The sequence below is a fragment of the Streptomyces sp. AB3(2024) genome (assembly GCF_041862025.1).
Taxonomy (GTDB): Bacteria; Actinomycetota; Actinomycetes; order Streptomycetales; family Streptomycetaceae; genus Streptomyces.
Window position 1 is genome coordinate 14,817 of sequence record NZ_JBGWAB010000032.1, and the last position, 25,655, is coordinate 40,471.

The 25,655-nt window shown below is 73.1% G+C and carries 26 protein-coding genes; 15 read left to right on the forward strand and 11 right to left on the reverse strand.

Annotation, left to right across the window (positions count from 1 at the left end):
* Window positions 1-39: 39 nt before the first annotated feature.
* Together ACEPPI_RS15715 and ACEPPI_RS15720 are read right to left on the reverse strand one after the other, a co-directional pair.
* On the reverse strand, window positions 40-708 hold the full coding sequence (locus ACEPPI_RS15715; protein WP_030236908.1) for a response regulator transcription factor: 669 nt from the start codon (window positions 706-708) through the stop codon (window positions 40-42).
* A gap of 17 nt (window positions 709-725) precedes the next feature.
* A complete protein-coding gene (locus ACEPPI_RS15720) occupies window positions 726-1,937 on the reverse strand; it encodes a sensor histidine kinase (RefSeq protein ID WP_373915841.1) in 1,212 nt (403 codons plus the stop codon).
* A 107-nt stretch (window positions 1,938-2,044) separates the two neighbouring features.
* Here ACEPPI_RS15720 and ACEPPI_RS15725 point away from each other — a divergent pair, with 107 nt between their 5' ends.
* Entirely contained in the window at window positions 2,045-3,046 is a 1,002-nt protein-coding gene (locus ACEPPI_RS15725; protein ID WP_373915842.1) for an SAM-dependent methyltransferase, read from the forward strand.
* Here ACEPPI_RS15725 and ACEPPI_RS15730 read toward each other — a convergent pair.
* The 5 genes from ACEPPI_RS15730 to ACEPPI_RS15750 form a co-directional block, all read right to left on the reverse strand.
* The gene (locus ACEPPI_RS15730; RefSeq protein ID WP_373915843.1) at window positions 3,043-4,149 is read right to left on the reverse strand and encodes an NlpC/P60 family protein; all 1,107 of its coding nucleotides are present in this window, start codon (window positions 4,147-4,149) and stop codon (window positions 3,043-3,045) included. The genes ACEPPI_RS15725 and ACEPPI_RS15730 overlap by 4 nt on opposite strands.
* 45 nt (window positions 4,150-4,194) lie before the next feature.
* A complete protein-coding gene (locus ACEPPI_RS15735) occupies window positions 4,195-4,677 on the reverse strand; it encodes a poly-gamma-glutamate biosynthesis protein PgsC/CapC (protein WP_030236898.1) in 483 nt (160 codons plus the stop codon).
* Window positions 4,674-6,329, reverse strand: coding sequence for a poly-gamma-glutamate synthase PgsB (gene pgsB, locus ACEPPI_RS15740; protein WP_373915844.1), 1,656 nt, complete (start codon window positions 6,327-6,329; stop codon window positions 4,674-4,676). Before pgsB ends, ACEPPI_RS15735 begins: the two co-directional genes overlap by 4 nt.
* 6 nt (window positions 6,330-6,335) lie before the next feature.
* Window positions 6,336-8,585 (reverse strand): HAMP domain-containing protein, encoded by a 2,250-nt coding sequence (locus ACEPPI_RS15745; protein WP_373915878.1) that lies wholly within the window; start codon window positions 8,583-8,585, stop codon window positions 6,336-6,338.
* A gap of 113 nt (window positions 8,586-8,698) precedes the next feature.
* Window positions 8,699-9,886, reverse strand: a complete 1,188-nt coding sequence (locus ACEPPI_RS15750) for a CapA family protein (RefSeq protein ID WP_373915879.1) — start codon at window positions 9,884-9,886, stop codon at window positions 8,699-8,701.
* Window positions 9,887-10,269: 383 nt separating this feature from the next.
* On the opposite strand from ACEPPI_RS15750, the gene ACEPPI_RS15755 reads away from it, so the two are divergent.
* Window positions 10,270-11,028, forward strand: a complete 759-nt coding sequence (locus ACEPPI_RS15755) for a hypothetical protein (RefSeq protein WP_373915845.1) — start codon at window positions 10,270-10,272, stop codon at window positions 11,026-11,028.
* A gap of 48 nt (window positions 11,029-11,076) precedes the next feature.
* On the opposite strand, the gene ACEPPI_RS15760 is transcribed toward ACEPPI_RS15755, so the two are convergent.
* Together ACEPPI_RS15760 and ACEPPI_RS15765 are read right to left on the reverse strand one after the other, a co-directional pair.
* Window positions 11,077-12,630 carry a M28 family metallopeptidase gene (locus ACEPPI_RS15760; RefSeq protein ID WP_373915846.1) on the reverse strand — a complete coding sequence of 518 codons (1,554 nt, stop codon included), beginning with the start codon at window positions 12,628-12,630 and terminating at the stop codon, window positions 11,077-11,079.
* A gap of 159 nt (window positions 12,631-12,789) precedes the next feature.
* Complete coding sequence (locus ACEPPI_RS15765; RefSeq protein ID WP_373915847.1) at window positions 12,790-13,914, reverse strand: DUF5937 family protein; 1,125 nt, start codon at window positions 13,912-13,914, stop codon at window positions 12,790-12,792.
* 166 nt (window positions 13,915-14,080) lie between these two features.
* Between ACEPPI_RS15765 and ACEPPI_RS15770 the strand changes: the two genes are divergently transcribed.
* Complete coding sequence (locus tag ACEPPI_RS15770) at window positions 14,081-14,290, forward strand: hypothetical protein (RefSeq protein WP_373915848.1); 210 nt, start codon at window positions 14,081-14,083, stop codon at window positions 14,288-14,290.
* Window positions 14,291-14,361: 71 nt separating this feature from the next.
* Here ACEPPI_RS15770 and ACEPPI_RS15775 read toward each other — a convergent pair whose 3' ends face one another.
* On the reverse strand, window positions 14,362-15,483 hold the full coding sequence (locus ACEPPI_RS15775; RefSeq protein WP_373915849.1) for a low specificity L-threonine aldolase: 1,122 nt from the start codon (window positions 15,481-15,483) through the stop codon (window positions 14,362-14,364).
* Between the two features lie 109 nt (window positions 15,484-15,592).
* Here ACEPPI_RS15775 and ACEPPI_RS15780 point away from each other — a divergent pair, with 109 nt between their 5' ends.
* From ACEPPI_RS15780 to ACEPPI_RS15835, 12 genes are all read left to right on the forward strand, one after another.
* On the forward strand, window positions 15,593-16,528 hold the full coding sequence (locus tag ACEPPI_RS15780) for a Rossmann-like and DUF2520 domain-containing protein (protein ID WP_371677996.1): 936 nt from the start codon (window positions 15,593-15,595) through the stop codon (window positions 16,526-16,528).
* Complete coding sequence (gene panC, locus ACEPPI_RS15785) at window positions 16,525-17,523, forward strand: pantoate--beta-alanine ligase (RefSeq protein WP_373915850.1); 999 nt, start codon at window positions 16,525-16,527, stop codon at window positions 17,521-17,523. The genes ACEPPI_RS15780 and panC overlap by 4 nt, the downstream gene beginning before the upstream one ends.
* Entirely contained in the window at window positions 17,520-19,271 is a 1,752-nt protein-coding gene (locus tag ACEPPI_RS15790; RefSeq protein ID WP_373915851.1) for an L-aspartate oxidase, read from the forward strand. Before panC ends, ACEPPI_RS15790 begins: the two co-directional genes overlap by 4 nt.
* A gap of 2 nt (window positions 19,272-19,273) precedes the next feature.
* The gene (gene nadC / locus ACEPPI_RS15795; protein WP_373915852.1) at window positions 19,274-20,242 is read left to right on the forward strand and encodes a carboxylating nicotinate-nucleotide diphosphorylase; all 969 of its coding nucleotides are present in this window, start codon (window positions 19,274-19,276) and stop codon (window positions 20,240-20,242) included.
* A 3-nt stretch (window positions 20,243-20,245) separates the two neighbouring features.
* A complete protein-coding gene (locus ACEPPI_RS15800; protein WP_266839828.1) occupies window positions 20,246-21,055 on the forward strand; it encodes a type III pantothenate kinase in 810 nt (269 codons plus the stop codon).
* Window positions 21,056-21,195: 140 nt separating this feature from the next.
* Window positions 21,196-21,948, forward strand: a complete 753-nt coding sequence (locus tag ACEPPI_RS15805; protein WP_373915853.1) for a GntR family transcriptional regulator — start codon at window positions 21,196-21,198, stop codon at window positions 21,946-21,948.
* Between the two features lie 128 nt (window positions 21,949-22,076).
* A complete protein-coding gene (locus tag ACEPPI_RS15810; protein WP_030236862.1) occupies window positions 22,077-22,268 on the forward strand; it encodes a DUF397 domain-containing protein in 192 nt (63 codons plus the stop codon).
* Between the two features lie 79 nt (window positions 22,269-22,347).
* Window positions 22,348-22,995: a hypothetical protein gene (locus ACEPPI_RS15815; RefSeq protein WP_373915854.1), complete on the forward strand. Its 648-nt coding sequence runs from the start codon at window positions 22,348-22,350 to the stop codon at window positions 22,993-22,995.
* A 14-nt stretch (window positions 22,996-23,009) separates the two neighbouring features.
* Complete coding sequence (locus ACEPPI_RS15820) at window positions 23,010-23,177, forward strand: hypothetical protein (protein ID WP_356218486.1); 168 nt, start codon at window positions 23,010-23,012, stop codon at window positions 23,175-23,177.
* A gap of 105 nt (window positions 23,178-23,282) precedes the next feature.
* Window positions 23,283-23,729: a BlaI/MecI/CopY family transcriptional regulator gene (locus tag ACEPPI_RS15825; protein WP_373915855.1), complete on the forward strand. Its 447-nt coding sequence runs from the start codon at window positions 23,283-23,285 to the stop codon at window positions 23,727-23,729.
* A 9-nt stretch (window positions 23,730-23,738) separates the two neighbouring features.
* The gene (locus ACEPPI_RS15830; RefSeq protein WP_373915856.1) at window positions 23,739-24,269 is read left to right on the forward strand and encodes an amino-acid N-acetyltransferase; all 531 of its coding nucleotides are present in this window, start codon (window positions 23,739-23,741) and stop codon (window positions 24,267-24,269) included.
* Between the two features lie 165 nt (window positions 24,270-24,434).
* Window positions 24,435-24,776: an Lsr2 family protein gene (locus tag ACEPPI_RS15835; protein WP_373915857.1), complete on the forward strand. Its 342-nt coding sequence runs from the start codon at window positions 24,435-24,437 to the stop codon at window positions 24,774-24,776.
* Here the strand turns inward: ACEPPI_RS15835 and ACEPPI_RS15840 are convergent.
* Window positions 24,755-25,336, reverse strand: a complete 582-nt coding sequence (locus tag ACEPPI_RS15840; RefSeq protein WP_373915858.1) for an SCO3374 family protein — start codon at window positions 25,334-25,336, stop codon at window positions 24,755-24,757. The genes ACEPPI_RS15835 and ACEPPI_RS15840 overlap by 22 nt on opposite strands.
* Window positions 25,337-25,655: the final 319 nt, after the last annotated feature.

A 25,655-nucleotide genomic window follows, 5' to 3' on the forward strand; every position in this document is an offset into this window, starting at 1 on the left:
CGCCGGACCGGGCACCCGTCGGACCGGGAAGCGCCGGTGCTACAGGCCGCCCGCGCGGACCAGGCCCGTCTCGTAGGCCAGGACCACGACCTGGACCCGGTCGCGCAGGCCCAGCTTCGTCAGGATGCGGCCCACGTGGGTCTTCACGGTGGCCTCCGAGAGGACCAGCCGCCCCGCGATCTCGCCGTTCGACAGGCCCTGGGCCACCAGCAGCATGACCTCGCGCTCACGGTCCGTCAGCCGGTCGATCTCCTTGTTCCGCGGCTCCTGCGTCGTCGTCGGCAGCATCGGCGCGAACCGGTCCAGCAGCCGGCGGGTGGTGGACGGGGCCACCACCGCGTCCCCGCTGTGCACGGAGCGGATCGCCGCGAGCAGCTCCGCCGGCGGGACGTCCTTCAGCATGAAGCCGCTCGCCCCCGCCTTCAGCCCGGAGAACGCGTACTCGTCCAGGTCGAAGGTGGTCAGGATGATCACCTTCGGGTGTTCCTCCGGCTCACAGATCCGCCGCGTCGCCTCGACCCCGTCGAGCCTCGGCATGCGCACGTCCATCAGCACCACGTCCACCTTCGTGGCCCGCAGCACCTCCAGCGCCTCCAGGCCGTCCCCCGCCTCGGCGACGACCTCCATGTCCGGCTGGGCGGCGAGCACCATCCGGAAACCCGTGCGCAGCAGCACCTGGTCGTCGACGAGCATCACGCGAATGGACATCAGTTACCTCGACCTCGTCATCTCTTCTTGAGCGGGAGCAGCGCGCTGATGCGGAAGCCTCCGCCCGGCCGCGGGCCCGCGTCCAGGGTGCCCCCGACCATACCGATGCGTTCCCGCATGCCGATCAGGCCGTGTCCGGCGCCGTCGGCGCCGCCGTCCTCGTACAGTTCGTGCGCCGCGCCCCGTCCGTCGTCCTCGACCAGCAGGCCGAGCCCGTCGTCGAAGTAGACCAGCCGTACGCTCGCCCGTGCGTCCGGGCCGCCGTGCTTGCGCGTGTTCGTCAGCGCCTCCTGCACGATCCGGTACGCGGTCAGCTCCACGCCGGTGGGCAGCCTGCGCGGCGTGCCCTCGACCTCGAACGTCACCGTCAGTCCGGCCGCCCGCACCTGCTCGACCAGCACCTCGATCTGCTCGACGTCCGGCTGCGGCACGTAGTCCTCGGACTCCTGCGGCTCGCCGGTGCGCAGCACGCCCAGCAGCCGCCGCATCTCGGCGAGCGCCTGGCGGCCGGTCCCCGAGATGGTCTGGAGGGCCTCCTTGGCCTGCTCCGGCGCCGCGTCCATGACGTACGCGGCCCCGTCGGCCTGGACGACCATCACCGACACGTTGTGCGCGACGACGTCGTGCAGCTCGCGGGCGATCCGGGCGCGCTCGGCGGCCACCGCCACCTTGGCCTGGGCCTCGCGCTCCTTCTCCAGGCGCTGGTTCCGCTCGACGAGCTGCGCGTAGTAGGCGCGGCGGGTGCGCAGCGAGTCGCCCAGCACCCAGGCGAGGGCGAAGGGGACCATCATGAACAGGGTGAACAGGACGGCCTCGGCGCCGCTGGGGCCCTTGTCCACGCCGAACCGCGCGAAGTAGAGCGGGGAGGCGAGCAGTCCCATGCCCAGCGCGGTGCGCGAGATCCAGCGCGGGACGTCACCGGCGGCCACGGTGAAGAGGATCACCAGCATCGCGAAGTCGAAGAGGTTCGCCGTCGGGCCCAGCACCAGCTGCCACACGCCCGCCCCGACCGTCAGCCAGAACATCGCCACGGTCCACTTGCGGCGCAGCGCGACGGCGGTGCACAGCGCGATGACGCACGGCACGGCCAGCAGCCGGTGCAGGGTGCTCGTGCCCGCCACCCCGGAGTCGTCCGCGACGATCAGCATCGACAGCCCGAAGAGGAGGACGGCCCAGAAGCTGTCGACGCTCGTCGGGTGTCTGCGGATGAAGTCGTAGAGGCGCTGCACGTAACCCAGAGTAGGGACAGGGGATAGGTGCTGGAGTCAACCACAGGTGCGATCCCTGTGAGGGGGGAGTACTCCCCAAGGTGGAGGGTGACCTTACCCTTTGTGGGATGAGCGCTCAGGGCGGAGTCGGGGGACCGGTGCGGTGGCGGGCCGCCATGGAGGCCGCGCTGTACGGTCCGGGCGGGTTCTACGTGCGTCCCGGCGGTCCCGGGCCCGCCGGGCACTTCCGCACCTCCGTGCACGCCTCGCCCCTCTACGCGGGGGCCGTGGCCCGGCTGCTGCGCACGGTGGACGGGGCGCTCGGGCACCCGGAGCGGCTCGACCTGGTCGATGTCGGCGCGGGGCGCGGCGAGCTGCTGACCGGGGTGCTGGCGGCGCTGCCCGACGGGGTGGCCGGGCGGGTGCGGCCGTACGCGGTGGAGCGCGCGGCGGAGCCGGAGGGGCTGGACCCGCGGATCCGCTGGGTGGCCGAGCCCCCCGAAGGGACGACGGGCCTGCTGTTCGCCAACGAGTGGCTGGACAACGTCCCCCTCGACGTCGTGGAGGACGGCCGCTACGTCCTGGTCGGACCCGACGGTACGGAGACCCTCGGCGGCCCCCTCGACGCGGCGGACCGGGCCTGGCTGGAGCGGTGGTGGCCCGGCGCGGCGGCGGGGGAGGAGGGGCGGGCGGAGATCGGCCGGGCCCGCGACGAGGCCTGGGCGGCGGCCGTCGCCACCCTGGAGCGGGGCCTGGCGGTGGCGGTGGACTACGCCCACACCCGCGGGGCGCGGCCCCCGTTCGGCACCCTGACCGGGTTCCGGGAGGGCCGGGAGGTGCCGCCGGTCCCGGACGGCGGCTGCGATGTCACCGCGCACGTGGCGCTCGACGCCTGCGCGGGGCCGGGGGCCGCCCTGCTCACCCAGCGGGAGGCCCTGACCGCCCTCGGCGTCCCGTGCGGCCGCCCGCCGCTGGCCCTGGCCTCCACCGACCCGGCGGCGTACGTCCGGGCCCTGTCGGCGGCGGGCGAGGCGGCGGAGCTCACGGCCCGGGGCGGCCTGGGCGACTTCGGCTGGCTGGTGCAGCCGGTCGGGATCCCGCCGTGGCCGCCCGCGGCCGGGGACCGTTAGAGCCTCTTCACGCTGCGCAGGGTGGTCGCGTAGTAGCCGTTGCCGTCGAGGCGCGAGGCGCCGCCCTTGTCGCCGATGGTGGGGCCGTTGGCCTCTTCGCGGCTGGAGATGAAGATGTTGTGGCCGTCGGAGTCGGTGCCCAAGTAGATGCCCGTGTGGTCGAGGCGGTCCTTGGTGCGGGCGTCGAGCTTGAAGAACACCAGGTCGCCCGGCTGGATCACGTCGATCGACGCGGGCCGGTGCTCGGGGCCGGTCCCCTTGAGCGGGATGACGTCCGCGCCCAGCGCGGAGCGGGCGATGCCGTTCGCGGTGCGCGGCAGGCCGGCGCCGGGGGTGTCGTCGGGCATCAGGGGGTAGCGGGCCCGGTAGCCGAAGACGGTGCGGACGAAGCCCGAGCAGTCGATCGCCCGGTAGCGGGCGGGCTGCGGCTGCTTGGTGACGCCGTTGCGGAAGGTGTACGGCTTGCCGAGGTAGTCGTAGAAGTCGGACTGCTCCAGGCGCAGGTCGTTGCCCTCGGAACCGGTGGGGTTGAGCGGCCCGAAGGAGGCGTCGCCGGCGAAGGGGGTGCCCTGGGCGTCCTTCTTCACCGGGGCCTTGTCGACGTACTGGAAGGCCGTCGCGAAGACGTCGTCCTCGCTGCTCCCGTAGTACTTCTTGAACCAGTCCTTGAACCACTGCTGGTTCTCGGCGCCCTGCTTCCACGCCTCGGGCATCAGCCGGACCCAGTTCTCGGTGACGACCCGGGAGGTGGTGTTGGCGGGCTCGCCGAAGGTGCGGCTGGGGCCGGTGAGGGTGGCGGTGCGGGCGCTGTCGGTGAAGGTGGCGAGGACCTGTCCACTGCCGTCGCGCAGCACCGACCGGGCGGGGCTCTGGAGGCGTTCCCACTTCTGGGCCCCGTTCGAGCCCGCCGTGATCCCGCCCGCGCCGTTCCTGTCGGCGACGACGTGCACGGCGGGGGTCTTGGCCTGCTCCTCGGTGCGCAGCGCGTAGGTGAAGTAGGCGCTGCCGGCCAGCAGCGCGAGCACGGTGACCGTGTGCAGCGCGGGGCGGGTGCCGCCGCTCTTCTTTTTCTTCTTCTTCGACTTCTTCGACGGGGCGGTCATGCGGGAGGCTCCGGGGCGGTGGGTGAGGGGTGGCGTTGCGGGGCGTCAGGCGCTGGGCATGACGCCGAGCAGGATCCCGGCGGTCAGGACGACGTACGTCATGAGCGTGGCGCTGCCGGTGGCGAGCAGGGTGGCGCCCTTGGGCTGGCGGACCAGCTGGTAGGCGATCAGGCCCGGGACGATGAAGCCGAGGGTCTGGTTCGCGTACAGGAGCGGGAACTCCATCTGGAGCACGATCACCACGGTGGCCTGGAGCAGGACGCCGATGAGGACGACGGCGGCGAAGAGGCGCTTGCCGTAGAGGATGACGAACTTCTGCGTGAGCAGGGTCAGGACGTACGTCATCACGGTGATGCCGACCACGAGGGCGGCGCGCTGGAGGTCCTCGATGAGGGTGAGCGCGAGCCAGCCCGGGGTGATCATGCCGCCGGGGGAGAGGTTGGTCGTGAGGTAGCAGAGCAGGGAGAACAGCAGGCCCAGCGCGATGCCGATCGCGGCTATCTCCGGGGTGAGGACGGCGGGGATCAACGGGGCTCTCCTGGGTGGGCGTTCGGGGGGACCTGCGGCGCCTGCTGCGGCCAGGCCGGGACCGGCGTGGCGGCGCCGATGCCGTAGGGGTCGGGCGCGGGCCGCGGCCGTGCTGCCCGCTCTTGTGGGGCTTCCCCGTGCGGGGCCTGCGGGTGGGGCTGCTGCCCGTACGCGGCGCTCGCGTACTGCTGCCCGACGGAGGGCCCCGGGTACGGCTGCTGTCCGTACGGGGCCCCCGCGTGCGGCTGCTGCTGCGGGTACGGGCCCTGGGCGTGCGGAGGCTGCGGGTGGGGCTGCTGCGGGTGTCCGGCACCCGCGTACGGGGGCTGCTGCACGTGCGGGGCGCCCGCGTAGGGGCCCTGGCCGTACGGGTCCTGGCCGTACGGGTCCTCGGCGTACGGGTCGAGCGGGCGCGTGAAGACGGGGGCGGGCTCCTGCTCCCGTTCCCCGGCGTCCCGTTCCGGCTCGGACTCGTCCGGCGGGAGTTCCGCGAGGTGCTCCAGCAGCACTTCGCCCTGCCCGTGGATGTTGCCGATGGCCACCAGCGAGGAGCTCTTCCCGAGGTGTCCCAGCAGCTCGTGCATGAACTCCTCGCCGTCGCGCTGGTCACCGCCGAGGTCGACGGCGCGGTCGCGCCACTCGGCCGGGATCGCGTCGATGGCGCTCTTCGCGGGGTGCCCGATCACGAACACCCTGTCCGGCTGGAGTTCGGGGACGATCGAGCCCATCTGGCCGTTGCGCTCGACCCGGTCGGGCCGGCAGTTGATCACCACGTTCAGCGGGCGGTCCACCGCGCCCAGGTCCAGCAGCTGGTTGATGTTCATCAGCGTGGACTCGGGGTCGTTCGCCGCGAAGACGTTCGCGAAGCGCAGCCGCTTGCCGCCCGGCGCCAGGTACCGCTCGACCGACAGCACGCCCGGGTCCGGCGGGGCCTCGTACATGCCCTTCAGGGCCGTCGCCCGGTCGACGCCGAGGAGTTCGGCGACGGTGAGGGCGATCGCCACGTTCTCCTTGAAGGTGAACCAGCTGAACCCGCGCAGCTCCTCGTCCGAGACCGTGTCCGGGTCGGCGTAGACCAGCTGGCAGTCCCGGGCGTCCGCCTCCTCCTGGAGCACGTCGAACCGTTCCTTCTCGGCGGTGACGCAGATCCCGCCGTGCGGCATCGAGCGCGACAGGGAGCGCGCGATGTCGTCGAGGGTCGGGCCCATCTCGGCGACGTGGTCCTCGCGGACGTTGCACAGGACGCCGATGGTCGACTGGATCAGCTTCGACTGGTTGATCTCCTGGAGCGCCGGCATGACCGCCATGCACTCCATGACCAGCGCGTCCGGCCGGTAGGCGGCGGCGCGCCGCACGATGCCGATCTGCTCGACGACGTTGGCGATGCCGAACTTGCGGTAGACCGGCTCCTCGGTGGCGTCGGGGTGGATGAACCGGGCGGCCGTTCCGGTGGTCTTGGCGACCGTCGTCAGGCCGCCGCCGCGCAGCGCGCCCGCGCACAGCCGGGTGATGGAGCTCTTGCCGCGGATGCCGTTGACCAGCACCCGGTTCGGTATCCGGTCCAGGTTGGAGAAGTGCCGGCGCTGCTCGACGATGCCCGCGATCAGCATGATCAGGCAGCAGACGAGCAGTACGCAGTAGAGGAAGAGCACGGGGGATCAGTTCCTTCCGGCCGGTGCGGACGGCTGTCCGGCGGCCTGCTTGCGCTGCTGCTGTCGCTGCTGGAGCTGCTGCCGGATGATCTCCAGGCTGCGGGTGACGGCGCCGACCTCGTCGTGGTGGCGCGGGTAGAGGACCGTGCGCCGGTCGCCGTCGGCGAGGGCCTCGGCGCGCCGGGCCAGTTCGCGCAGCGGCGCGATCACGATGATCTGGAGCCAGCCCAGGCAGGCCGCGCCGACCGCGAAGCCGAGGAGCCCGGCGAGGACGGTGCGGTTCTGCAGGCTGTACTCCTGGATGGCCAGGCCCTTGGCGGACTGCCAGCTGACCACGGTCCACTTCAGGTCCCCGGCCGCGCCGCCGCCGGAGAACGGCGCGGCGGCGGCGATGACGTGGTCGCCGCCGCTGCGGTAGAGGACGCTGCCGGGCCGGGGGGCCATGCCGACCTTGAGGGCGGAGCCGTCGACGAGGGCGTCGAGGCGTGCGTCGTCGAGCTTGTGGAAGGCGCGGTAGCCGCCGTTGGAGGCGATGATCCGGTGCTTGGCGTCGACGACGCGGATCTCCCCGAGGCCGGGCCGCTTGAGGAGGGAGTTGAGGAAGTCGATGCGCAGCTCGCCGACGACGGCCGTGCCCGCCTTGCCGGGGACCGGTGCCGTCGCGACGATCACGGGGCTCTTGCCGCTGTCGTCGAGGGCCACCGGATCCTTGCGGGGCCCCTTGCCGTCGGCGGCCTTCGGGGTGCCGCCCGCCCGGGCGAGGATCTTGCCGGAGGGGTCCAGGACGTAGAGGGACTGGTAGCGCGCGTGTTCGTCGGCGGTGCGCTCCAGGACCGCGCTCATGTGCTCGGGGGTGGTGTCGCCGTCCATCGACGAGGCCACGGACAGCAGGTCGGCCTGGCCCTCGTTGAGGGCGCGGCGGACCCGGTCGTTGAGGGTGTCGGTGCGTTCGCGCTGGTCGTTGACCAGCTGCTGGGGTACGACGACGGCGTCCCCGGCCCGGTTGACGAGCAGCCCCAGCGGGAGGCACCACGCGAGGAGCAGGACCGCGCACAGGGCGAGGAGCGTACGGGCGCCCGTACGGCGTTTGCGGCGGGCCCGGGCGGGTGATGCGGCGGGCGCGGCCGGGGCGCCGTCGCGCAGCTGGAGGCGCAGCCGTTCCAGGGCGGCGGCGATCCGGGTGGCCTCGGCGCCCCGGGGGACGGCCACGGGGCGGGTGAGGTCGCCCCGGGTGAGGCGGCGGCTGTCGAGGAAGAGGCCGATCAGCGGGCGCTGCACGGTGGCGACGAGCAGGGCCACGACGAGGGCGCCGACCAGGAGCAGGGCGCCGGCCAGGACCATTCCGGCGAAGGCGTCGGAGGTGCGGGCCGGGTTCTGCGGCACGTTGACCATGGCGACGACGGTGAGGTCCAGGCTGGTGGCGGTGGTGCCGACGCCGGCCTCGGAGCCGGCGAGGCCCGCGTAACCGGCGGCGGCGCGGTCCCCGCCGGACTCGCCGCCCAGCAGGCTGCCGCTGACCCCGGGGAAACCGCCGGAGCCGGGCTCCTTGGCGGTGAGGGGGTTGGCGCGGGTCTTCCTGGCGGCTGCCTTGGCGAAGGAGGCCAGCTGTTTGGTGTCGCGTTTGACGTCGGCGCGCTGGGTCTCGGTGACCATCTCGGGCTCGGGGATGCCGTCGCTGCTGAGGACGGCGCCGTCGGAGCCGACGACGGCGATGGAGCGGAACCTGCCGAGGCTGATGCCGGGGAAGCGCAGGCTGCTGGAGGCCACCAGCAGCTGCTGGGGCTGGTCCTTCCAGGTGAGGAGGGAGAGGGTCAGCAGCCGGGTCTCGCCGCCGGGCATCCTGACCATGCGGGGGGCCAGGCCGTCGGCGCCGGAGAGTTTCGTGCGGTCGATGGCGGTCAGCGGGAGGTTCTCGCCGCGGGCGGCGAGCAGCCGGCCGGAGCCGATCTCGACGACGGCGGTGCCGCGCCACTTCTGGTAGACGCTGCCGATGCGGTCGAGGACGGCGTCGGGGGCGACGGGCTTGCCGGTGGAGAAGAGGGCCGAGGCCCGGTCGAGGTCGGTGACGCTCTCGTCCAGGGAGGCGCGCAGGGCGATCGCGCCGTCCTCGGCGAAGTGCTGCTGCGAGGTGAGCACGGCCTCGGGCAGCCGGTCCTCGTGGACGGTGCCGAGGCTGAACGCGGTGAATCCCGCCAGGGCGAGCAGCAGTACCGACAGCACGGTGATCGGGGGCCTGATGCCACCGAGGAGTGACATGTCGGCCCTGCGGCGGGCCTTGCGCCGCCGCGTGGTGCGCGAAGCGGCCACAGCGGGGTCCTTCCTGGAGCGGGGGGAGGTGCGGGAGGGGTGGGGCGGGGGGACGTACGGGGTCAGTCCGGCAGCTCCCGCAGGGCGCGGAGCCCGTCCTTGGCGGCGCCGCGGTTGAGCAGGGTGCCCTGGGTGCGTTCGAAGGCCAGCCGGTAGCGGGCGCGCTGCTGCGGCAGGAGCCGTGCGTCGCCGCGCAGGGCCTCCGCGACGTCGACCAGGCGGTGGTCGCGCACGGGCTGCGCGGCGGCCGGGTCGGCGCCGGGGGCGGCCTGCGGGTCGGGCGGGATGTCGGTGAAGGTGGGTGCGTAGCGGGCCCGCACGTCCCAGGTGCCGCCGCGTTCGGTGAACTCGAACCAGCCGATGGCGCCCTCTTCGGTCAGTCCGCCGGGCACGTCGTGGCGGGCGAGCTGGTTGCCGAGCCCGTAGGCGATCCAGGTGCCGCCGATCTTCTCCATCGGCTGGACGACGTGGCTGTGGTGGCCGATGACCAGGTTGATCCCGGTCTCGCGGGCGATCCGGCGGGCCAGGTCCAGCTGCTGGTTGCTGGGGTCGGGCTGGTGCTCGCGGCCCCAGTGGATGGAGAGGATGACCACGTCGGCGCCGGCCGCGCGGGCCTTCTTCTCGGCGGCGGCGATGGCCTTGAAGCTGGTCAGGTTCGCCAGCCAGGGCTTGTCCGGGGGGAGGTCGCGCCCGTTGAAGCCGAAGGCGAAGGAGATCTGGGCGACCTTGACGCCCTTGACGTCCAGGATCAGGGGGGTGTCCGCCTCGGCCCGGCTGCGGGCGGAGCCGGTGTGGCGCAGGCCTTCGCGGTCGAGGGTGTCGAGGGTGCCGTAGACCCCTTCGGGGCCGTGGTCGAGGGTGTGGTTGGAGGCCGTCGAGCAGGTGTCGTAGCCGATGGCCTTGACCGTCTTGGCGATCTGCGGCGGGACGAGGAAGTCGGGGTAGGCCCGGAAGGGGCCGCCGGGGCTGCCCAGGACCGCCTCCATGTGGCAGATCCCGAGGTCGGCCCGGCTGATGACCGGCTTGACCCCCGCCATGATCCGGTCGAAGTCGTAGCCCTGGTGGCCGGCGGCCCGCGCGTCCCGGGCGGCCTGTTCGGTCAACTGGGGGTGGATGAGGATGTCGCCCGCGGCGGCCACGGTGAAGGAACGGCCCCCGCCCGTGCCGCCCGCGCCGCCGCCCGCCGGGCCGCCCGCCGGGCCGCGCTCCGGGCCGCCGAGGAGCCCGCAGCCCGCGAGCGAGAGGCTCAGCGGGAGGGCCAGCAGCGCGGCGCGCTTCCGGGGGGAGGCCGGGCGGACGGGGGTGAATTTCACTCAGCTATTTTCGGCCAGTGACGACTGCGAGATTCACAAAAAACGTAACGATTGTTGCGATCATGTGCCTGGCGATCATGGCTGGGGTCGCTTATGTCGCTTTCATGCCCTCTTATGTGGCCGAAAAGAGGACTGCGTCCATCCCTTCCCCTGTGGTCCCGGGCACGGGCCTGCTGGAGAGGGTGACCCGATTCACCTCGGAATTCGGAGTGACGGGCGGCTATCGCGTACCGACGAGGGCGGAGCGGGACGCTGTCATGGAAGGGGTATCAGCCCTTTTCGATGGAAATGTCGATAAAGCGCGTGCCCGCCTCGCCGACGTGGACTACCGCCTCGACACCTTCACCGACGGACCGGGCGGCCGCCGCTTCGCCGAGGTCGCCGACGCGGCCGCCCGCCCCGGATCCGCGAACCGCGGCTGGGGCCGCGTCTACGTCGACCTCGGCGCGCCCCCGCGCTGGTCGGTCCAGGTCCCGCACCCCATCGCCGACCAGGACACCGAACGACTCGGCGCGCAGGTGCTGCGCGGCGCCCCCGGCGGGGTCATGGTCCTGGCCGGGGCCCACCGCAAGGCGGGCTCCGGATCCGGCGCCGACGCGGGCGGGGCCGAGGAGGAGGACACCGCCGCCTCCGGGGACGTGGCCGACATGGCCCACCGCACCGACTCCGTCTTCCACGCCGTCGTCACCGAGCTCACCCGCCGCGGCCTGCCCGGCATCCAGCTCCACGGGTTCGCCGACTCCTCCGCCCCCGCCGCCGCAGCCGTCGTCTCCACCGGGTCCGGCGACACGGCCGCCGCCGACGCGGAGCGGCTCGCCGCACGGCTGGAGGGCCGCGGGATCAGGCCGTGCCGGGCCTGGGCCGCGAACTGCCGCCTCTCGGGGCGCAACAACGAGCAGGGCCGGCTGGCCGCCGAGCGGGGGACCCGCTTCCTCCACCTCGAACTGGCCCGCTCGGTGCGGGCCGACGCGGGCCGGCTGGCCGAGGTCGCCGGGGCGGTCGCGGCCGTCACCGAGGGGTGGGCCGGTGAGGCGGCGAGGGCCCCGGACGCGGCGGGGGCCGCCACCCCGACGGGATGACGGCCCCTGCTGCTGCGCTCGTGCGGCTGCGCTGCGCCGCCGCGCCGCCTACTGCGTGGCGTCGTGGTCGTGACCCGGACGCAGACCGCCGCCGTTGCCCGAGCCGGTGCTCGGCTTGGGGGTGACCGGCTGCGTCAGCGGGGCCAGGTCGTAGGCGTAGTGGCCGACCGCGTTCGCGATGACGTCGACGTTGATGTCGAGCGCCTTCTGGTCGATGTTGGTGATGTCGTCGCCCTTGCCGTGGTAGTTCACGTCGTAGGCGACACCCGCCTGACCGCCGAACTTCGCGGCCTGCTCCGGGGTCTTGATGCCCTCGGCGCCCGTGTCCGTACCGCCGGAGGGTATCCCCGCCTCGATGAACGGGCCGTAGTCCGAGCGGCCGGTGAAGTCACTGCCCTCGTGCGGGATCTTCTGCGCGTCGAGGAAGTCGGTGATCTGCTTCTCCAGCTGCGCCGAACCCTCCGGGCCGGGGCCCGAGCCGACCTTGTCGGAGTCGTCGCCGTCGTAGACGAAGTAGGCGGCGTTCGGCGAGGCGATCATGTCGAAGTTCAGGTACAGCTTGATCTGCTTCTTCTGCTCCGGCGTCAGCGAGGCGACGTACGCCTCCGAGCCGAGCAGGCCGAACTCCTCCGCCGACCACCAGGCGAACTTGACCTTGTTCTTGATCTTCTTCTGCTCGCTCGCGAGGCGCTGTGCGACCTGGAGGATGCCCGCCGAGCCGGAGCCGTTGTCGTTGATGCCGGGACCGGCCGCCACCGAGTCCAGGTGCGCGCCGAGGAAGACGGTGTTGTTCTCGTCGCCGCCCTGCGTCTCCGCGACCACGTTGAAGGTCTTGCGGTTCTCGCGCAGCTCGCGGATGTCCAGGGTGAGCGAGACCGGGCCGGCCGCCGCCTCGGCCGCCAGCTTCTCGCCCTCCTCCTGGGAGACGCCGCCGGTGGGGACCTTGCCCGCGTTGGCGTCGCCGAGGGTGCCGTTCAGGGCGCCCGCCGTGTTGTTGTAGATGACCGTGCCCACCGCGCCGGCCGCCGCCGCGTTCGCCTGCTTCACCGCGAAGGTGCAGCCGCCGCGCTTGACCAGCGCGATCCTGCCGGTGAAGGTGCCGGGCGCGAAGTCGCCGGGCTCGCAGCCGTTGCTGCCGTCGGCGTCGACCGGGGCGACCGCGAGCTGCGCGGTGACGCCCTCGGCCGGACCGCTGGCCGTGTACGTCATCAGCTTGATCGGGACGTCCCGGCCGGCCGCGCCGTTGACCTTCAGCTTCTCGGAGATCGTCTCGACGTACACGAAGTCGAACTCGTTGCGCGTGACCTTGTACCCGGCCGCCTTGAGCACGGCCTCGACGTACTGGGCGGACTGGACGTGCCCCTTCGAGCCGGCGACGCGGGTGCCCTTGTTGTAGTCGGCGATCGACTGGAGGACCTTCAGGTGGTTGTTGGCGCCCTTGCCGGTCGCCTCCTTGACCAGCTTCCTGGCCAGCGCGTCACCCCTGGCGGCATCGCTCTGCGGGCTCGCGGTGGCACCGGCCGGGCCGGCGAGGAGGAGCGGCGAGACGAGGGCCGCGGCCGCCAGGGCGGCGGTTGCTGCGGCTATAGGGCGAGAGGGCATGAAGGTCCTTTCACGGCACGCGGGGCAATGGGGTGGGTGGTGGACGCACGTTAGGCACCAACAGGCCGCTCTCGCCAGGGTTTTCACTGCTTCCGGTTTGTGAAATCCGCATATCGGTGACTCTGCGCCGTCGAAATCCGGCCACCGTCCGAAGAGTGGTCAGCGGAGAATGCCCTCGATGAAATCGGAACCTATTCGAGCGACCGCGGACAGATCCAACTGATGCTGTACATAACGGCCTTGGCGGCGGGCGTGCAGCAGCCCGGCCTTCTTCAGCACCGCCAGGTGCCGGGACACCTCCGGCGGGGTGATCCCGTAGACCCGCGCCAGCTCGCTCGTCGTGTACGGGGCCCGCGCCAGGCTGCGGCACAGCATCATCCGCACCGGGTGCGCCAGCGCCTCCATCCGGCGCGCGAGCAGCTCCACCGAGCCGGGCTCGGGGGCCAGTTCGGGCGAGTTCAGCGGATAGTGCACCACCGGGCGCCAGCCGGGCGCGTGCAGCACCAGCAGGTGCGGCCAGCCGAAGTTCGTCGGCACGAACAGCAGTCCGGGACCGACCCGCGGATCGGTGGCCGTGGCCTGGCCGTTGACCATCTTGTCGGCGGTGATCGTGGTCAGCCCCCCGTCCACGCTCAGCGCCGCCGACACCTCCCGCAGTGCCGCCGGCAGCCCCTTGTGGCGCAGCACCTCCGTCTTGTGCCGGGCGTCCGCCGCCTGCCGCGGCTCGATCCGCCGCCAGGTCTCGGCGAAGAAGGCCTCGTCGCAGTCCTCCAGGAGCCGGCGCAGCCAGACCCGGACGGAGTGGGTGTCGTCCAGCAGCCGCACCGAGAAATCCAGCTGACGGGGCCCGCGTGCGGCCGCCGCCTCCAGCGCCTCGGCCCGCGCGCCCGGGTCCTTCAGCGGGGAGGGCCCGCCGCCCTCGTTGTAGAGCGCGAGCCAGCAGTGCTCCAGGGCGGCCATCACGAACCGCTCGTCGTCCATCCGGTCGAGGATGTCCAGGTCCTCGGCCAGGGTGGCTCCGGGGCGGCCCGAACCGCCGGGGATCCCGGCGAAGGCCATGAAGATGTCGGAGAACGAACTGCGCCACATGAACTCGGCTTCGAGCAGCCGCTCCGCCAAGCAGGGGTCGAGCGAGGCTCTGGTGGAGTTCGTCCAGGAGTGGAGCTCGGGATGGTGCGCGGGCTGCGACAGCGCGTGCAGGGCCATGCAGAGCTCGGCGAGCGGAGCCGGCGCGAAACCGATCCGCTCCGCGGGGAGCCCGGCTATGTCGATCGTGACGCTCATCGCCCCATTCTGGCCCCGGACGGGCCCGCGCGGGAGCCGGGAGCACGCACCCCGACCCGTCCGTCCCGGTGACGGGCGGGGGAGCTCCGGCGCAGGTGGGAGGCCTCGATTGACGGTCGGCGTCAATCGTCGTGCGGGTTGCCGCCGACGGGGTGAGGGTGGATGCATGACCGCCACCGAGCAGTACCTCTTCGACAGCTACCGGGCCGCCCAGCACGGCACCCCCCAGCCCCCGCCACCGGGCCAGGGCGACTGGGCCGTCCTGCGGTCCGTCCGCACCGAGGCCCGCTTCCGCGCCGTCCTCGACGGCCGCCCGGCCACCCACCCCTGGCGCGCGGCCCTCCACCGCCTCCTCCACCCGGCGAGGCCCTGCTGAGGCCCGGGGCGGGGCGCGGCGGCACGCTGCCGGGGCCCGGCCCCCCACCCCCGCGGGGCGCCGCCGGGGAGCTACAGCCGGTCCACGAACCCCCGTACCGCCGCCCGGACGTCGTCCGCCGTCCAGGACAGCCCCGGCTGCGTGACCTCGACCTCCGTCATCGCCATCCCCGGGGGGCCCTGCGCCGACCAGCGCCGGAACAGGAGCGTGCCCGTCTCCTCCGCGAGGCGCAGGCCCGCCTCCGTCAGCCCGTCCGCCCCGTACGGCAGCCACACCTGGAACTGGTGCGTGTGCGGCACCTCCGGGTGGACCCGGAACCACGGCACGCCCGCCTCCTCGAAGCCCTCCCGCAAGGCCCCGGCGACGACCTTCGCCTGCGCCACGTAGGACGGCAGCAGCGGCAGCTGCCGCTCCAGCCCGGCCAGCGCCGACAGGGCCTGCGGGAACTGGCGGAACACCTGCCCCCCGTACCGGTGGCGCCAGACGCGGGCCTCCTCCACGAAGCCCCGGGGTCCGGCCAGGCAGGCCCCGCTCAGCCCGCCGAGGGACTTGTAGAAGGAGACGTAGACGGAGTCCGCGAGCCCCGCGACCTCCGCCAGCGGCCGCCCGAAATGGGTCGCGCACTCCCACAGCCGGGCCCCGTCGAAGTGGACGACCGCGTCCCGCTCCCGGGCCGCGTCGACCAGCTCCTCCAGCTCCTCCCAGGTCGGCAGCAGGAAGCCGGGGTCGCGCAGCGGCAGCTCCACCATCAGCGTGCCGAAGGGCTCCGCCAGGTCGGTGACCTCCTGCGCGGTCGGCTGCCGCGGCTCCCCCGTCGGGTGGACCGTGCGCAGCCCGGAGACCACCGGCAGCGCGCCGCCCTCCCACCGCTCCGGATGGCTCATCGGGTGCAGCGCCACGACCGGGTTCCCGGTCCGCCCCGCCCAGCAGCGCAGCGCGACCTGCTGCGCCATCGTCCCCGTCGGGAAGAACGCCGCCTCTTCGGTCCCCAGCAGCTCCGCGACCCGGGTCTCCAGCTCGGCGACGATCCCGTCGCCGTACACGTCGGCGGGCTGTCCCAGGTCGTACGGGGCCTGCGCCAGCGCGGCGAGCAGCTCCCCGGCCGTCGCGTCCCGGCCGCCCCCCGAGAGGGACCGGTCCGCCGCCCGCCCCGCCGCCACCAGCCGCTTCGTACGTTCCTCGTCATCGGTCATGGGCCCGATCATGCCCCCGGTCGGCGCGGCCCCGCCACGGCCCCAGGGGCTAGCATGGCGGCGTATCGTCCGGTACCCCCCGCGGACTGGAACGGAAGGCATTGCCCGCGTGAACGCACCCCATCAGACGGAGTCCCGGGATCCGTCCGGCCGTCCCGCCCGGCTGACCGTCGGCGTCGTCGGAGCCGGCCGGGTCGGCCCCGCGCTGGCCCGCGCGCTCCAGCAGGCCGGACACCGTCCCGTCGCCGTCTCCGGAGTCTCCGACGCCTCCCGGCGCCGCGCCGCGCGGATGCTGCCCGACGTACCGGTCGTCCCGCCCGCGCAGGTGCTGGAGCGGGCCGAGCTGGTGCTGCTGACCGTCCCCGACGACGCCCTGCCCGGCCTGGTCGAGGGCCTCGCCGAGACGGGCGCCGTCCGCCCCGGACAGCTCCTCGTCCACACATCCGGGCGCTACGGGACCTCCGTGCTCGACCCCGCGCGCCGCGCCGGGGCGCTCCCGCTGGCCCTGCACCCCGCGATGACCTTCACCGGCACCGAGGTCGACGTGCAGCGCCTGGGCGGCTGCTCCTTCGGCGTGACCGCCCCCGAGGAGCTGCGGCTGGCCGCGGAGGCCCTGGTCATCGAGATGGGCGGGGAGCCCGAGTGGATCGCGGAGGACAGCCGCCCGCTCTACCACGCAGCCCTCGCCCTGGGCGCCAACCACCTGGTCACCCTGGTCGCCCAGTCGATGGAGCTGCTCCGCACCGCCGGTGTCGAACACCCCGACCGGATGCTCGGCCCCCTCCTCGGCGCGGCCCTCGACAACGCCCTGCGCTCCGGGGACGCGGCGCTGACCGGCCCGGTCGCCCGCGGTGACGCCGGTACGGTCGCCGCGCACGTCTCCGAGCTGCGCAAGCACGCCCCCGCCACCGTCGCCGGGTACCTCGCCATGGCCCGGACCACCGCCGACCGCGCCCTCGCGCACGGACTGCTCAAGCCCGAACTGGCCGAGGACCTGCTCGGTGTCCTCGCCGACACCGCCGAACCGGAGGGTGGCGCCCGATGACCGGCCCGCTGCTGTTGCTGAACACCGCGGAAGAACTCCACAAGCTCCCGCGCACCGGCCGCCGCGCCGTCGTGATGACGATGGGCGCCCTCCACGAGGGCCACGCCACCCTCGTCCGCACCGCCCGCGAGCAGGCCGGCCCGGACGGGCAGGTCGTGGTCACCGTCTTCGTCAACCCCCTCCAGTTCGGGGCGAACGAGGACCTCGACCGCTATCCCCGCACCCTCGACGCCGACCTGCGGATCGCCGACGAGGCGGGCGCCGACGCCGTGTTCGCCCCCGCCGTCGAGGAGGTCTACCCCGGCGGCGCCCCCCAGGTGCGGATCACCGCCGGTCCCATGGGCGAGCGCCTCGAAGGCGCCACCCGCCCCGGCCACTTCGACGGGATGCTCACCGTCGTCGCCAAGCTGCTCCACCTCACCCGCCCCGACCTGGCCCTCTTCGGCCAGAAGGACGCCCAGCAACTGGCCCTGATCCGGCGCATGGTGACCGATCTCAACTTCCCCGTGGACGTGGCCGGCGTGCCGACCGTCCGGGAGGAGGACGGGCTCGCCCTGTCCTCCCGCAACCGTTACCTCTCGGCCCTCGAACGGCGCACCGCCCTCGCCCTGTCCCGCGCCCTGTTCGCGGGCCGCGACCGGCTCGCCGCCCAGGCGGCGCTGCGCGCCCGCGCCGAGGCCGCCCCCGCCAGCGACGAGCGCGCCGCGGGCCTGGCCCGGCTCGGCGAGATCCGGGCCTCCGCGGACGCGCACGCCGTCTCCGCGGCGTGTTCGGGCCTGCCGGACGCCGTACGGGCCGCGGCCCGCCACGTCCTGGAGGAGGCGGGCCGGCACGATCCGCCGCTGGTCCTGGACTACCTGGCCCTGGTGGACCCGCAGGACTTCACCGACGTCGGCCCCGACTTCACCGGTCAGGCCGTGCTGGCCGTCGCGGCGAAGGTCGGCGCGACCCGGCTGATCGACAACATCCCATTGGAGTTCGGAGCACACGCGTGAGCACCACAGGCAGAGGCATCCCGGCGGACGGCACCGGCGGCACCGGCATACGGCTGCACGCCCCCGCCCCCGGCTGGGCCGTCGAGGCGGACGTCGTGGTCGTCGGCTCGGGCGTCGCGGGCCTGACCGCCGCGCTGCGCTGCGCCGCCGCGGGCCGCCGTACGGTCGTGGTCACCAAGGCGCGCCTGGACGACGGCTCCACCCGCTGGGCCCAGGGCGGCATCGCCGCGGCCCTCGGCGAGGGCGACACCCCCGAACAGCACCTCGACGACACCCTCGTCGCCGGTGCGGGCCTGTGCGACGAGGCGGCCGTACGGCTCCTGGTCACCGAGGGCCCGGACGCGGTGCGCCGGCTCATCGCGACCGGCGCCGTCTTCGACACCGCCGCCGACACCGGCGAGATAGAGCTGACCCGTGAGGGCGGCCACCACCGCCGCCGCATCGCGCACGCCGGCGGCGACGCCACCGGCGCCGAGATCTCCCGCGCCCTGGTCGAGGCGGTCCACGCGGCGGGCATCGAGACCGTCGAGAACGCCCTGGTCCTGGACCTCCTCCAGGATGCCGAGGGCCGCACCGCCGGCGTCACCCTGCACGTCATGGGCGAGGGCCAGCACGACGGCGTCGGCGCCGTCCACGCGCCCGCCGTGATCCTCGCGACCGGCGGCATGGGCCAGGTGTTCTCCGCCACCACCAACCCGTCCGTCTCCACCGGCGACGGCGTGGCACTGGCACTGCGCGCCGGGGCCGAGGTGTCCGACCTCGAATTCGTCCAGTTCCACCCCACCGTCCTCTTCCTGGGGCCCGACGCCGAGGGCCAGCAGCCCCTGGTCTCCGAGGCCGTCCGTGGCGAGGGCGCCCACCTGGTCGACGCCGACGGCGTCCGCTTCATGGTGGGGCAGCACGAGCTCGCCGAACTGGCCCCGCGCGACATCGTCGCCAAGGGCATCACGCGACGCATGCTGGAGCACGGCGCGCAGCACATGTACCTGGACGCCCGGCACTTCGGCGCCGAGATGTGGGAACACCGCTTCCCGACGATCCTGGCCGCCTGCCGCGCCCACGGCATCGACCCGGTGACCGAGCCGATCCCGGTCGCGCCCGCCGCGCACTACGCCTCCGGCGGCGTACGCACCGACCTGCACGGCCGCACCACCGTCCCCGGCCTGTACGCGTGCGGCGAGGTCGCCTGCACCGGCGTGCACGGGGCGAACCGGCTGGCCTCCAACTCCCTGCTGGAGGGCCTGGTCTTCGCCGAGCGGATCGCCGACGACATCCTGGACCGCGCCCCCGCCGGCAACGGACCGGGCATCCCGGTCCCCGCGACCGGCCCGCTCCAGCCCGCCGAGGCGCGCCACGAGATCCAGCGCATCATGACGCGGGGCGCGGGCGTACTGCGCTCCGCCGAGTCCCTGAGCGCGGCGGCCGCCGCGCTGGAGACCCTCTACACGACCGCCCTGGGCGAGCTGGAGGCCCACGGCAAGACCGCCGTCCCGGGCGTGGAGACCTGGGAGGCGACCAACCTGCTGTGCGTGGCCCGCGTCCTGGTCGCCGCCGCCCAGCGGCGCGCCGAGACGCGCGGCTGCCACTGGCGCGAGGACCACCCCGACCGGGACGACGCCGCCTGGCGCCGTCACCTCGTCGTCCGGCTGTCGGCGACCGAGCGGCGGGCCCTGGTCGTCGTCCCCACCGACTCCGCGGACTTCCCGTCCGTGGACGTCCCCCTCACCCCCCAGAGCCTGGAGCAGTGACCGTGAGCACCCCCGAACTCCCCCTGATCGACCAGAACGAAGGCGGCTGCGGCGACGACTGCGGCTGCGGCGAGGGCGAGGAGACCGGCCTCGACCCGGCGCTGGCCCAGCTGCTGGTGGACGCGGGCCTGGACCCGATCGAGGTCGAGGACATCGCGCACATGGCGCTGTCCGAGGACCTGGACGGCGGGGTCGACGTCACCACCGTCGCCACCGTTCCCGAGGACGCCGAGGCCATTGCGGACTTCGTGGCCCGCGAGGCCGGTGTCGTGGCCGGGCTGCGCATCGCCGAGGCCGTGTTCTCCGTGGTGTGCACCGAGGCCTTCGAGGTCGAGCGGCACGCCGAGGACGGCGACAAGGTCGAGGCCGGGCAGCTGCTGCTGTCCGTCCGCGCCCGCACCCGCGACCTGCTGACCGCCGAGCGCAGCGCCCTGAACATCCTGTGCCGCCTCTCCGGCATCGCGACCGCCACCCGCCGCTGGGCCGACGTCCTGGAGGGTACGAAGGCGAAGGTCCGCGACACCCGCAAGACCACGCCGGGCCTGCGCTCCCTGGAGAAGTACGCGGTCCGTTGCGGCGGCGGCGTCAACCACCGCATGTCCCTGTCGGACGCGGCCCTGGTCAAGGACAACCACGTCGTCGCCGCGGGCGGCGTCGCCCAGGCCTTCAAGGCCGTCCGCGAGGCCTTCCCGGACGTCCCCGTCGAGGTCGAGGTCGACACCATGCACCAGGTCCGCGAGGTCGTGGACGCGGGCGCCGACCTGATCCTGCTCGACAACTTCACCGTCCCGGAGACCGAGGAGGCCGTCACCATCGTGGCCGGCCGCGCCACCCTGGAGTCCTCGGGCCGCCTCACCCTGGACACCGCCCGCGCCTACGCCGAGACCGGCGTGGACTACCTGGCGGTCGGCGCCCTGACGCACTCCTCGCCGGTCCTCGACATCGGTCTCGACCTGCGCGAGGCGGTGTAAGCGGTGCTGCTCACCATCGACGTGGGCAACACCCACACGGTCCTGGGCCTGTTCGACGGCGACGAGATCGTCGAGCACTGGCGCGTCTCGACCGACCCGCGAAGGACGGCCGACGAGCTGGCCGTCCTGATGCAGGGCCTGATGGGAATGCACCCGATGCTCGGCAACGAGCTCGGCGACGGGATCCACGGCATCGCGATCTGCGCCACGGTGCCGTCGGTCCTGCACGAGCTGCGCGAGGTCACCCGCCGTTACTACGGCGACGTCCCGGCGGTGCTGGTCGAGCCCGGCGTCAAGACGGGCGTGCCGATCCTGATGGACAACCCGAAGGAGGTCGGCGCGGACCGCATCATCAACGCGGTGGCCGCCGTCGAGCTGTACGGGGGACCGGCCATCGTCGTCGACTTCGGCACGGCGACCACCTTCGACGCGGTCTCCGCGAAGGGCGAGTACGTCGGCGGGGTGATCTCCCCGGGCATCGAGATCTCGATGGAGGCGCTCGGCGTGCGCGGCGCCCAGCTCCGCAAGATCGAGCTGGCCCGGCCGCGCAACGTCATCGGCAAGTCCACGGTCGAGGCGATGCAGTCGGGCGTGGTCTACGGTTTCGCGGGTCAGGTCGACGGGATCGTCACGCGCATGGCCAAGGAGCTCGCCGGCCCCGCGGGAGACCCGGCGGACGTACGTGTCATCGCCACCGGCGGACTGGCGCCGATCGTCCTCGGCGAGGCGTCGGTGATCGACGACCACGAGCCGTGGCTGACGCTGATCGGCCTGCGGCTGGTCTACGAGCGCAACGCGCCGAACTTCGAGTGACGGCTGCGGCCTCCGCCCGCACGGGCGGAGGCACGCACCGTCAGGCCGAATCCTCAGCTTCAACCTGATCGGTTAGCTTGTCGGCGTCGGACGCACTCCCTCCGCAGGCGGCACCGCCGAGACGGCACAGGACGGCCCAAATGCCCCGTGTTTCACCGTACTTGCAGGTGGTCGACTCGCTCCGGGCCCGCATAGAGGCGGGCGAGTGGGCGGTCGGTGACAAACTCCCCTCCCGCGCCCGCTTCGCGGACGAATACGCGGTCGGGCAGAGCGTCACCCAGCGGGCGATGGAGCAGCTGATCATCGAGGGCTTCCTCGAAGGCCGGGCGGGCTCCGGCACCTACGTGCGCACCCCGCGCCGGCGCATGCGGATGCTCCGCACCCGCCGCCGCGTGCCCGGCGCCGGCAACACCTTCCGCTCCGAGGCCGCCGCACACGGCATCGCCGCCTCCTGGGACTCCCGGACCGTCCCGCAGGCCCCGGCGCCCGAACGCATCGCCGCCCGCCTGGCCATCGCCCCCGGCGCCCCCTGCGTGATGACCCGCTACGAGTTCATGGCCGACGGCAGCCCCGCCGAACTCTCCGAGTCCTGGGAGCCGTTGGAGATCACCTCGGGTACCCCGATCGTGCTGCCCGAGGAGGGCGAGATGCGCGGCGCCGGGGTCGTGGCGCGGATGCGGTCCATCGGCATCACCGTGGCCTCCGTGGTGGAGGTCCCGCGGCCCTCCCGCGCCGACCAGAACCAGGCCAACCTCCTCGGGATCAGCCTCGGTTCGCTGATCACCCAGGTCGAGCGCACGTACATCGACATCGACGGCCGCCCGGTGGAGACCGCCGACCTCGTCATCCCCGACTCCCGCTACGAGATCGCGTACGCCTTCCCCGTGGACTGAGATCCGCCCGTGATTTCCGCGCGATTTTTCACGGAAATGGCTGGAGTACGCCTCCGGCGGAGATAGCGTCGCGCTGGAGAGACCGCGGTCCACAAGGCCGCGACCCCGTTCACGGCGGAGGAGACACCATGACCGCTAACGCCCGGCCCGACTGGCGGAAGTCGTCCTACTGCGGCGAGGGAGACGCCTGCGTCTACGTGGCGGCCGCCCCCGGCACGCTCGTCCGGGTGGCCGACCGGGCCGACCCCGCGCACCTGGTGATGGCGACCACCCACGCCGCCTGGGCCGATTTCGTCCGCTCGGTGAAGCGGACCGGCTGAACGGGGCGGCGCGGTCCCCGCCGCGCCGCGATCCCGCACCATCAGGGGATTTTGTCCGATTAGCGCGTATCTTCGGCCCATGCCCACGCCCTACGGATCCCGCGGCGGCATGGCGTTCAGCGCCGCCGAGCTGCACGTGCTCAGGCGCCTCCTCGCCCACGCCCTCCAGCCCTCCACGGCCCCCCTGACGCCCTCCGCGGTCCAGGACTGCCTGCGCCTCGCCGCGTCGGTGGACGAAGCGGTCCTGGAGGCGGGCCGGCTCAGAGCGTTCCTGCTCGACGATCTCGCCCGCTACCGGGACGCCCTGCCCGGCAGCCTCTGCGGCTATCTGGAGCTGCTCCAGGACGCCCTGGCCGCCGGGTACGAGCCCGGGCCCGACGACCTCGCCGCCCTGCGCGCCCTGCGGGCCAACCCGGTCGCCGCCGCCGTCCTGGAGCGCGCCCAGGGCGTCGCCGAGCGCTCCGTGCGCCGCAGGCTCCGCACCGCCCCCGCGCCCCGCACCCGCCTGCTGGCCCTGGCCGGAGGCCGCGGGGAGCCCCGCGCGGCGGACTCCGGCGCGAAGCCGGAGCCGGAGCGACCGCGGCCCGCCCCCTCGCCCTCGCCCGAGGAGCCCCCGGGGCCCGAGCACCCCGAGCGCCCGGCAAGGCCCGTCCCGACCCCGGGCGAGGTCTTCCCGCCACGCCGCAAGCCCACCCCGCCCCCGGCGGCCGGCCTCGCCGTGGGGTAGCTACGCTGGGGGGCATGGACTACGTCTCCGCGCTCGTGCCCCCCATCGTGATGGCCACGTTCTTCATCCTGCTCGTGAAGACGATCGTGAAGAGCCAGGGCGGCGCCAACAAGGCCAAGGAGGACGCGGCCGTCGACGCCGTGCTCGCCCGCGCCGAAGCCACCCGCCAGCCGCGGAAGTAGCCACCGCGCCGATGCCGTCGCCCGGGTGGACCCGCCCGGGTATTGGCCGCGCGTTGCCGCCCGAATAGTCGGGCAATTCATCCCAAGCCGCACTATCGTGCTGTTGTGCCTCGCCCCTTGGGAGAACTCGAAGACGCTGTGATGACACGGGTGTGGCAGTGGAACCGCCCGGTCACCGTTCGGGAAGTCCTGGAAGACCTCCAGCAGGAACGGTCCATCGCGTACACCACGGTCATGACCGTTATGGACAATCTCCATCAGAAGGGCTGGGTCCGCCGGGAAGCCGAAGGCCGCGCCTATCGATATACGGCGGTCTCCACCCGCGCCGCCTACTCGGCCGCACTGATGAACGAAGCGTGGTCGACCAGTGACAGCCCCGCGGCCGCCCTCGTGGCCTTCTTCGGGATGATGTCCCAGGAACAGCGGGAAGCCCTCCGCGACGCCATCCGGATCGTCCAGCACGACGAAGCCGAGGCCGCTCCCGCCCCCGACGCCGGCCCCGCCGAAGCCGAAGGGGACTCCGGCGAGCAGCCGACCGCCCCGGGGCGATAGCGTCCGGGTATGGGAGAGCTTTCCACCGCAGACGCGAAAACAGTGACCATCCGCCGCGCGCGCACCCGTGATGTTCCGGCGCTGCGCCGCCTGCTCGACCAGTACGTGCAGCAGCGGATCCTCCTCGACAAAGCGCCCGTCGTCCTTTACGAGGACATCCAGGAGTTCTGGGTCGCGGAACGCGACCGGGACGGCCAGGTCGTCGGCTGCGGGGCTCTCCACGTCATGTGGGAAGACCTCGCCGAAGTCCGCACTCTCGCCGTCGACCGGGACCTCTTGGGCGCCGGCGTCGGACATCGGGTGCTCGCCAAGTTGTTGGAGACCGCCCGCCTGGTCGGGGTCAGCCGGGTATTCTGCCTGACCTTCGAAGTGGACTTCTTCGCGAAGCACGGCTTCGTCGAGATCGGCGAGACCCCGGTGGAGACCGATGTCTACATGGAGCTCCTGCGTTCCTATGACGAGGGAGTCGCGGAGTTCCTCGGTCTCGAACGAGTGAAGCCGAACACCTTGGGCAACAGCCGGATGCTTCTGCACCTCTGATCGATCGAGGCCGCTTTTCCGGGCCGCAGCAGGCCTGAGGCCTATGTCCGAATCGCGTACGTTTCCCGCCTTGTTGCGGCCCTGAACCTCTCGCCGGGGGTTTGTGTTTTCCAGGCAAAAGCGGTTTCCTTTCCGCGTACTGCATTTTCGATGAAAGGAAATCCGGTGGCACAGAAGGTTCAGGTCCTTCTTGTCGACGACCTCGACGGTGGCGAGGCGGACGAGACCGTGACGTTCGCTCTGGATGGCAAGACCTACGAGATCGACCTCACCACCGCCAACGCTGAAAAGCTCCGCGGGCTGCTCGACCCGTACACCAAGGGCGGCCGCCGTACCGGCGGACGCGTCTCCGCGGGCCGTGCCAAGGGTGGTCGCGCCGCTGCGTCGGCCGGCAATCCCGACACCGCCGAGATTCGCGCGTGGGCCAAGGTGAACGGCTACAACGTGAACGACCGCGGCCGTGTTCCCGCCGACATCCGCGAGGCCTACGAAAAGGCCAAGGGCTGAGGCGTACGCCTTCGCAGCCGTGCCCGGTGACATTCCGTCGCCGCGGCGGCCACCAGGCGTACGAGGTCGGGCCCGCAGGCCCGCTGTCCGGGACGGTGGCCCTGCCCCGGACCGGGCAGGGCAGGCAGTGACGCCTCGCACCCCAGCTCGGGGGGCCGCAGCCAGACGGCGGCCCCCCGAGGGCTTTCCCTCCCGTTCCGCCCCGGCGGCACGGGGGCGGCGATCCCGTCCCCGGCGCCCAGGGCGGTGAGCTCCAGCGCCACCCCGCCCCACTCCAGCCAGTCGAGGAGCCCGTCGAGCTCCTCCGCGGCCCCCGGGGCCACCAGGAAGCCCATCCGGCCCCCGGCCAGCGCCACCGGGCCGGTGGCGACCGGCCGGCGCAGCAGGGCGGCACCGGCGTCGGCCGGCACCTCCAACACGTCGAACCGGGTCCCGGTGACCAGCCGGCCGGGCGGCCCGCCGACGACGGCCCAGCCGAGCACCCGCTCGTACCAGGAGCGGATGCCCTCCTCGGGCGGGACGCGGGGCGAGGGGACGGCGCTCGCGGCGGTGAGGGGCATGACCGGAGCAACTCCGCCCCGCGCCGCGGGGTTACGGACTGCATGCGATCCGGTGCGGAGCGTAAAGGTCTGCCGGGCGGAGTCCCACATTCGGGACACAAGCGTGTTCGCCCGTAGCGGAGGGAAGTGTGCCCGGGGGCATGGAGTGTCAGTCCTTACGGGTAAGACATTCCTAGTGGATCGGGGCGACACGCTGATTTGAGCGGCTCCCGTTCGCCATCGGCGTACACGTGTGACGGGTATCTGCCTGGCCTGCGGGAACATCGTCTCGCACCATCGGGTTGGAGCAGTAGTCGGCTCTTACAGCCGGTTTTCCTCA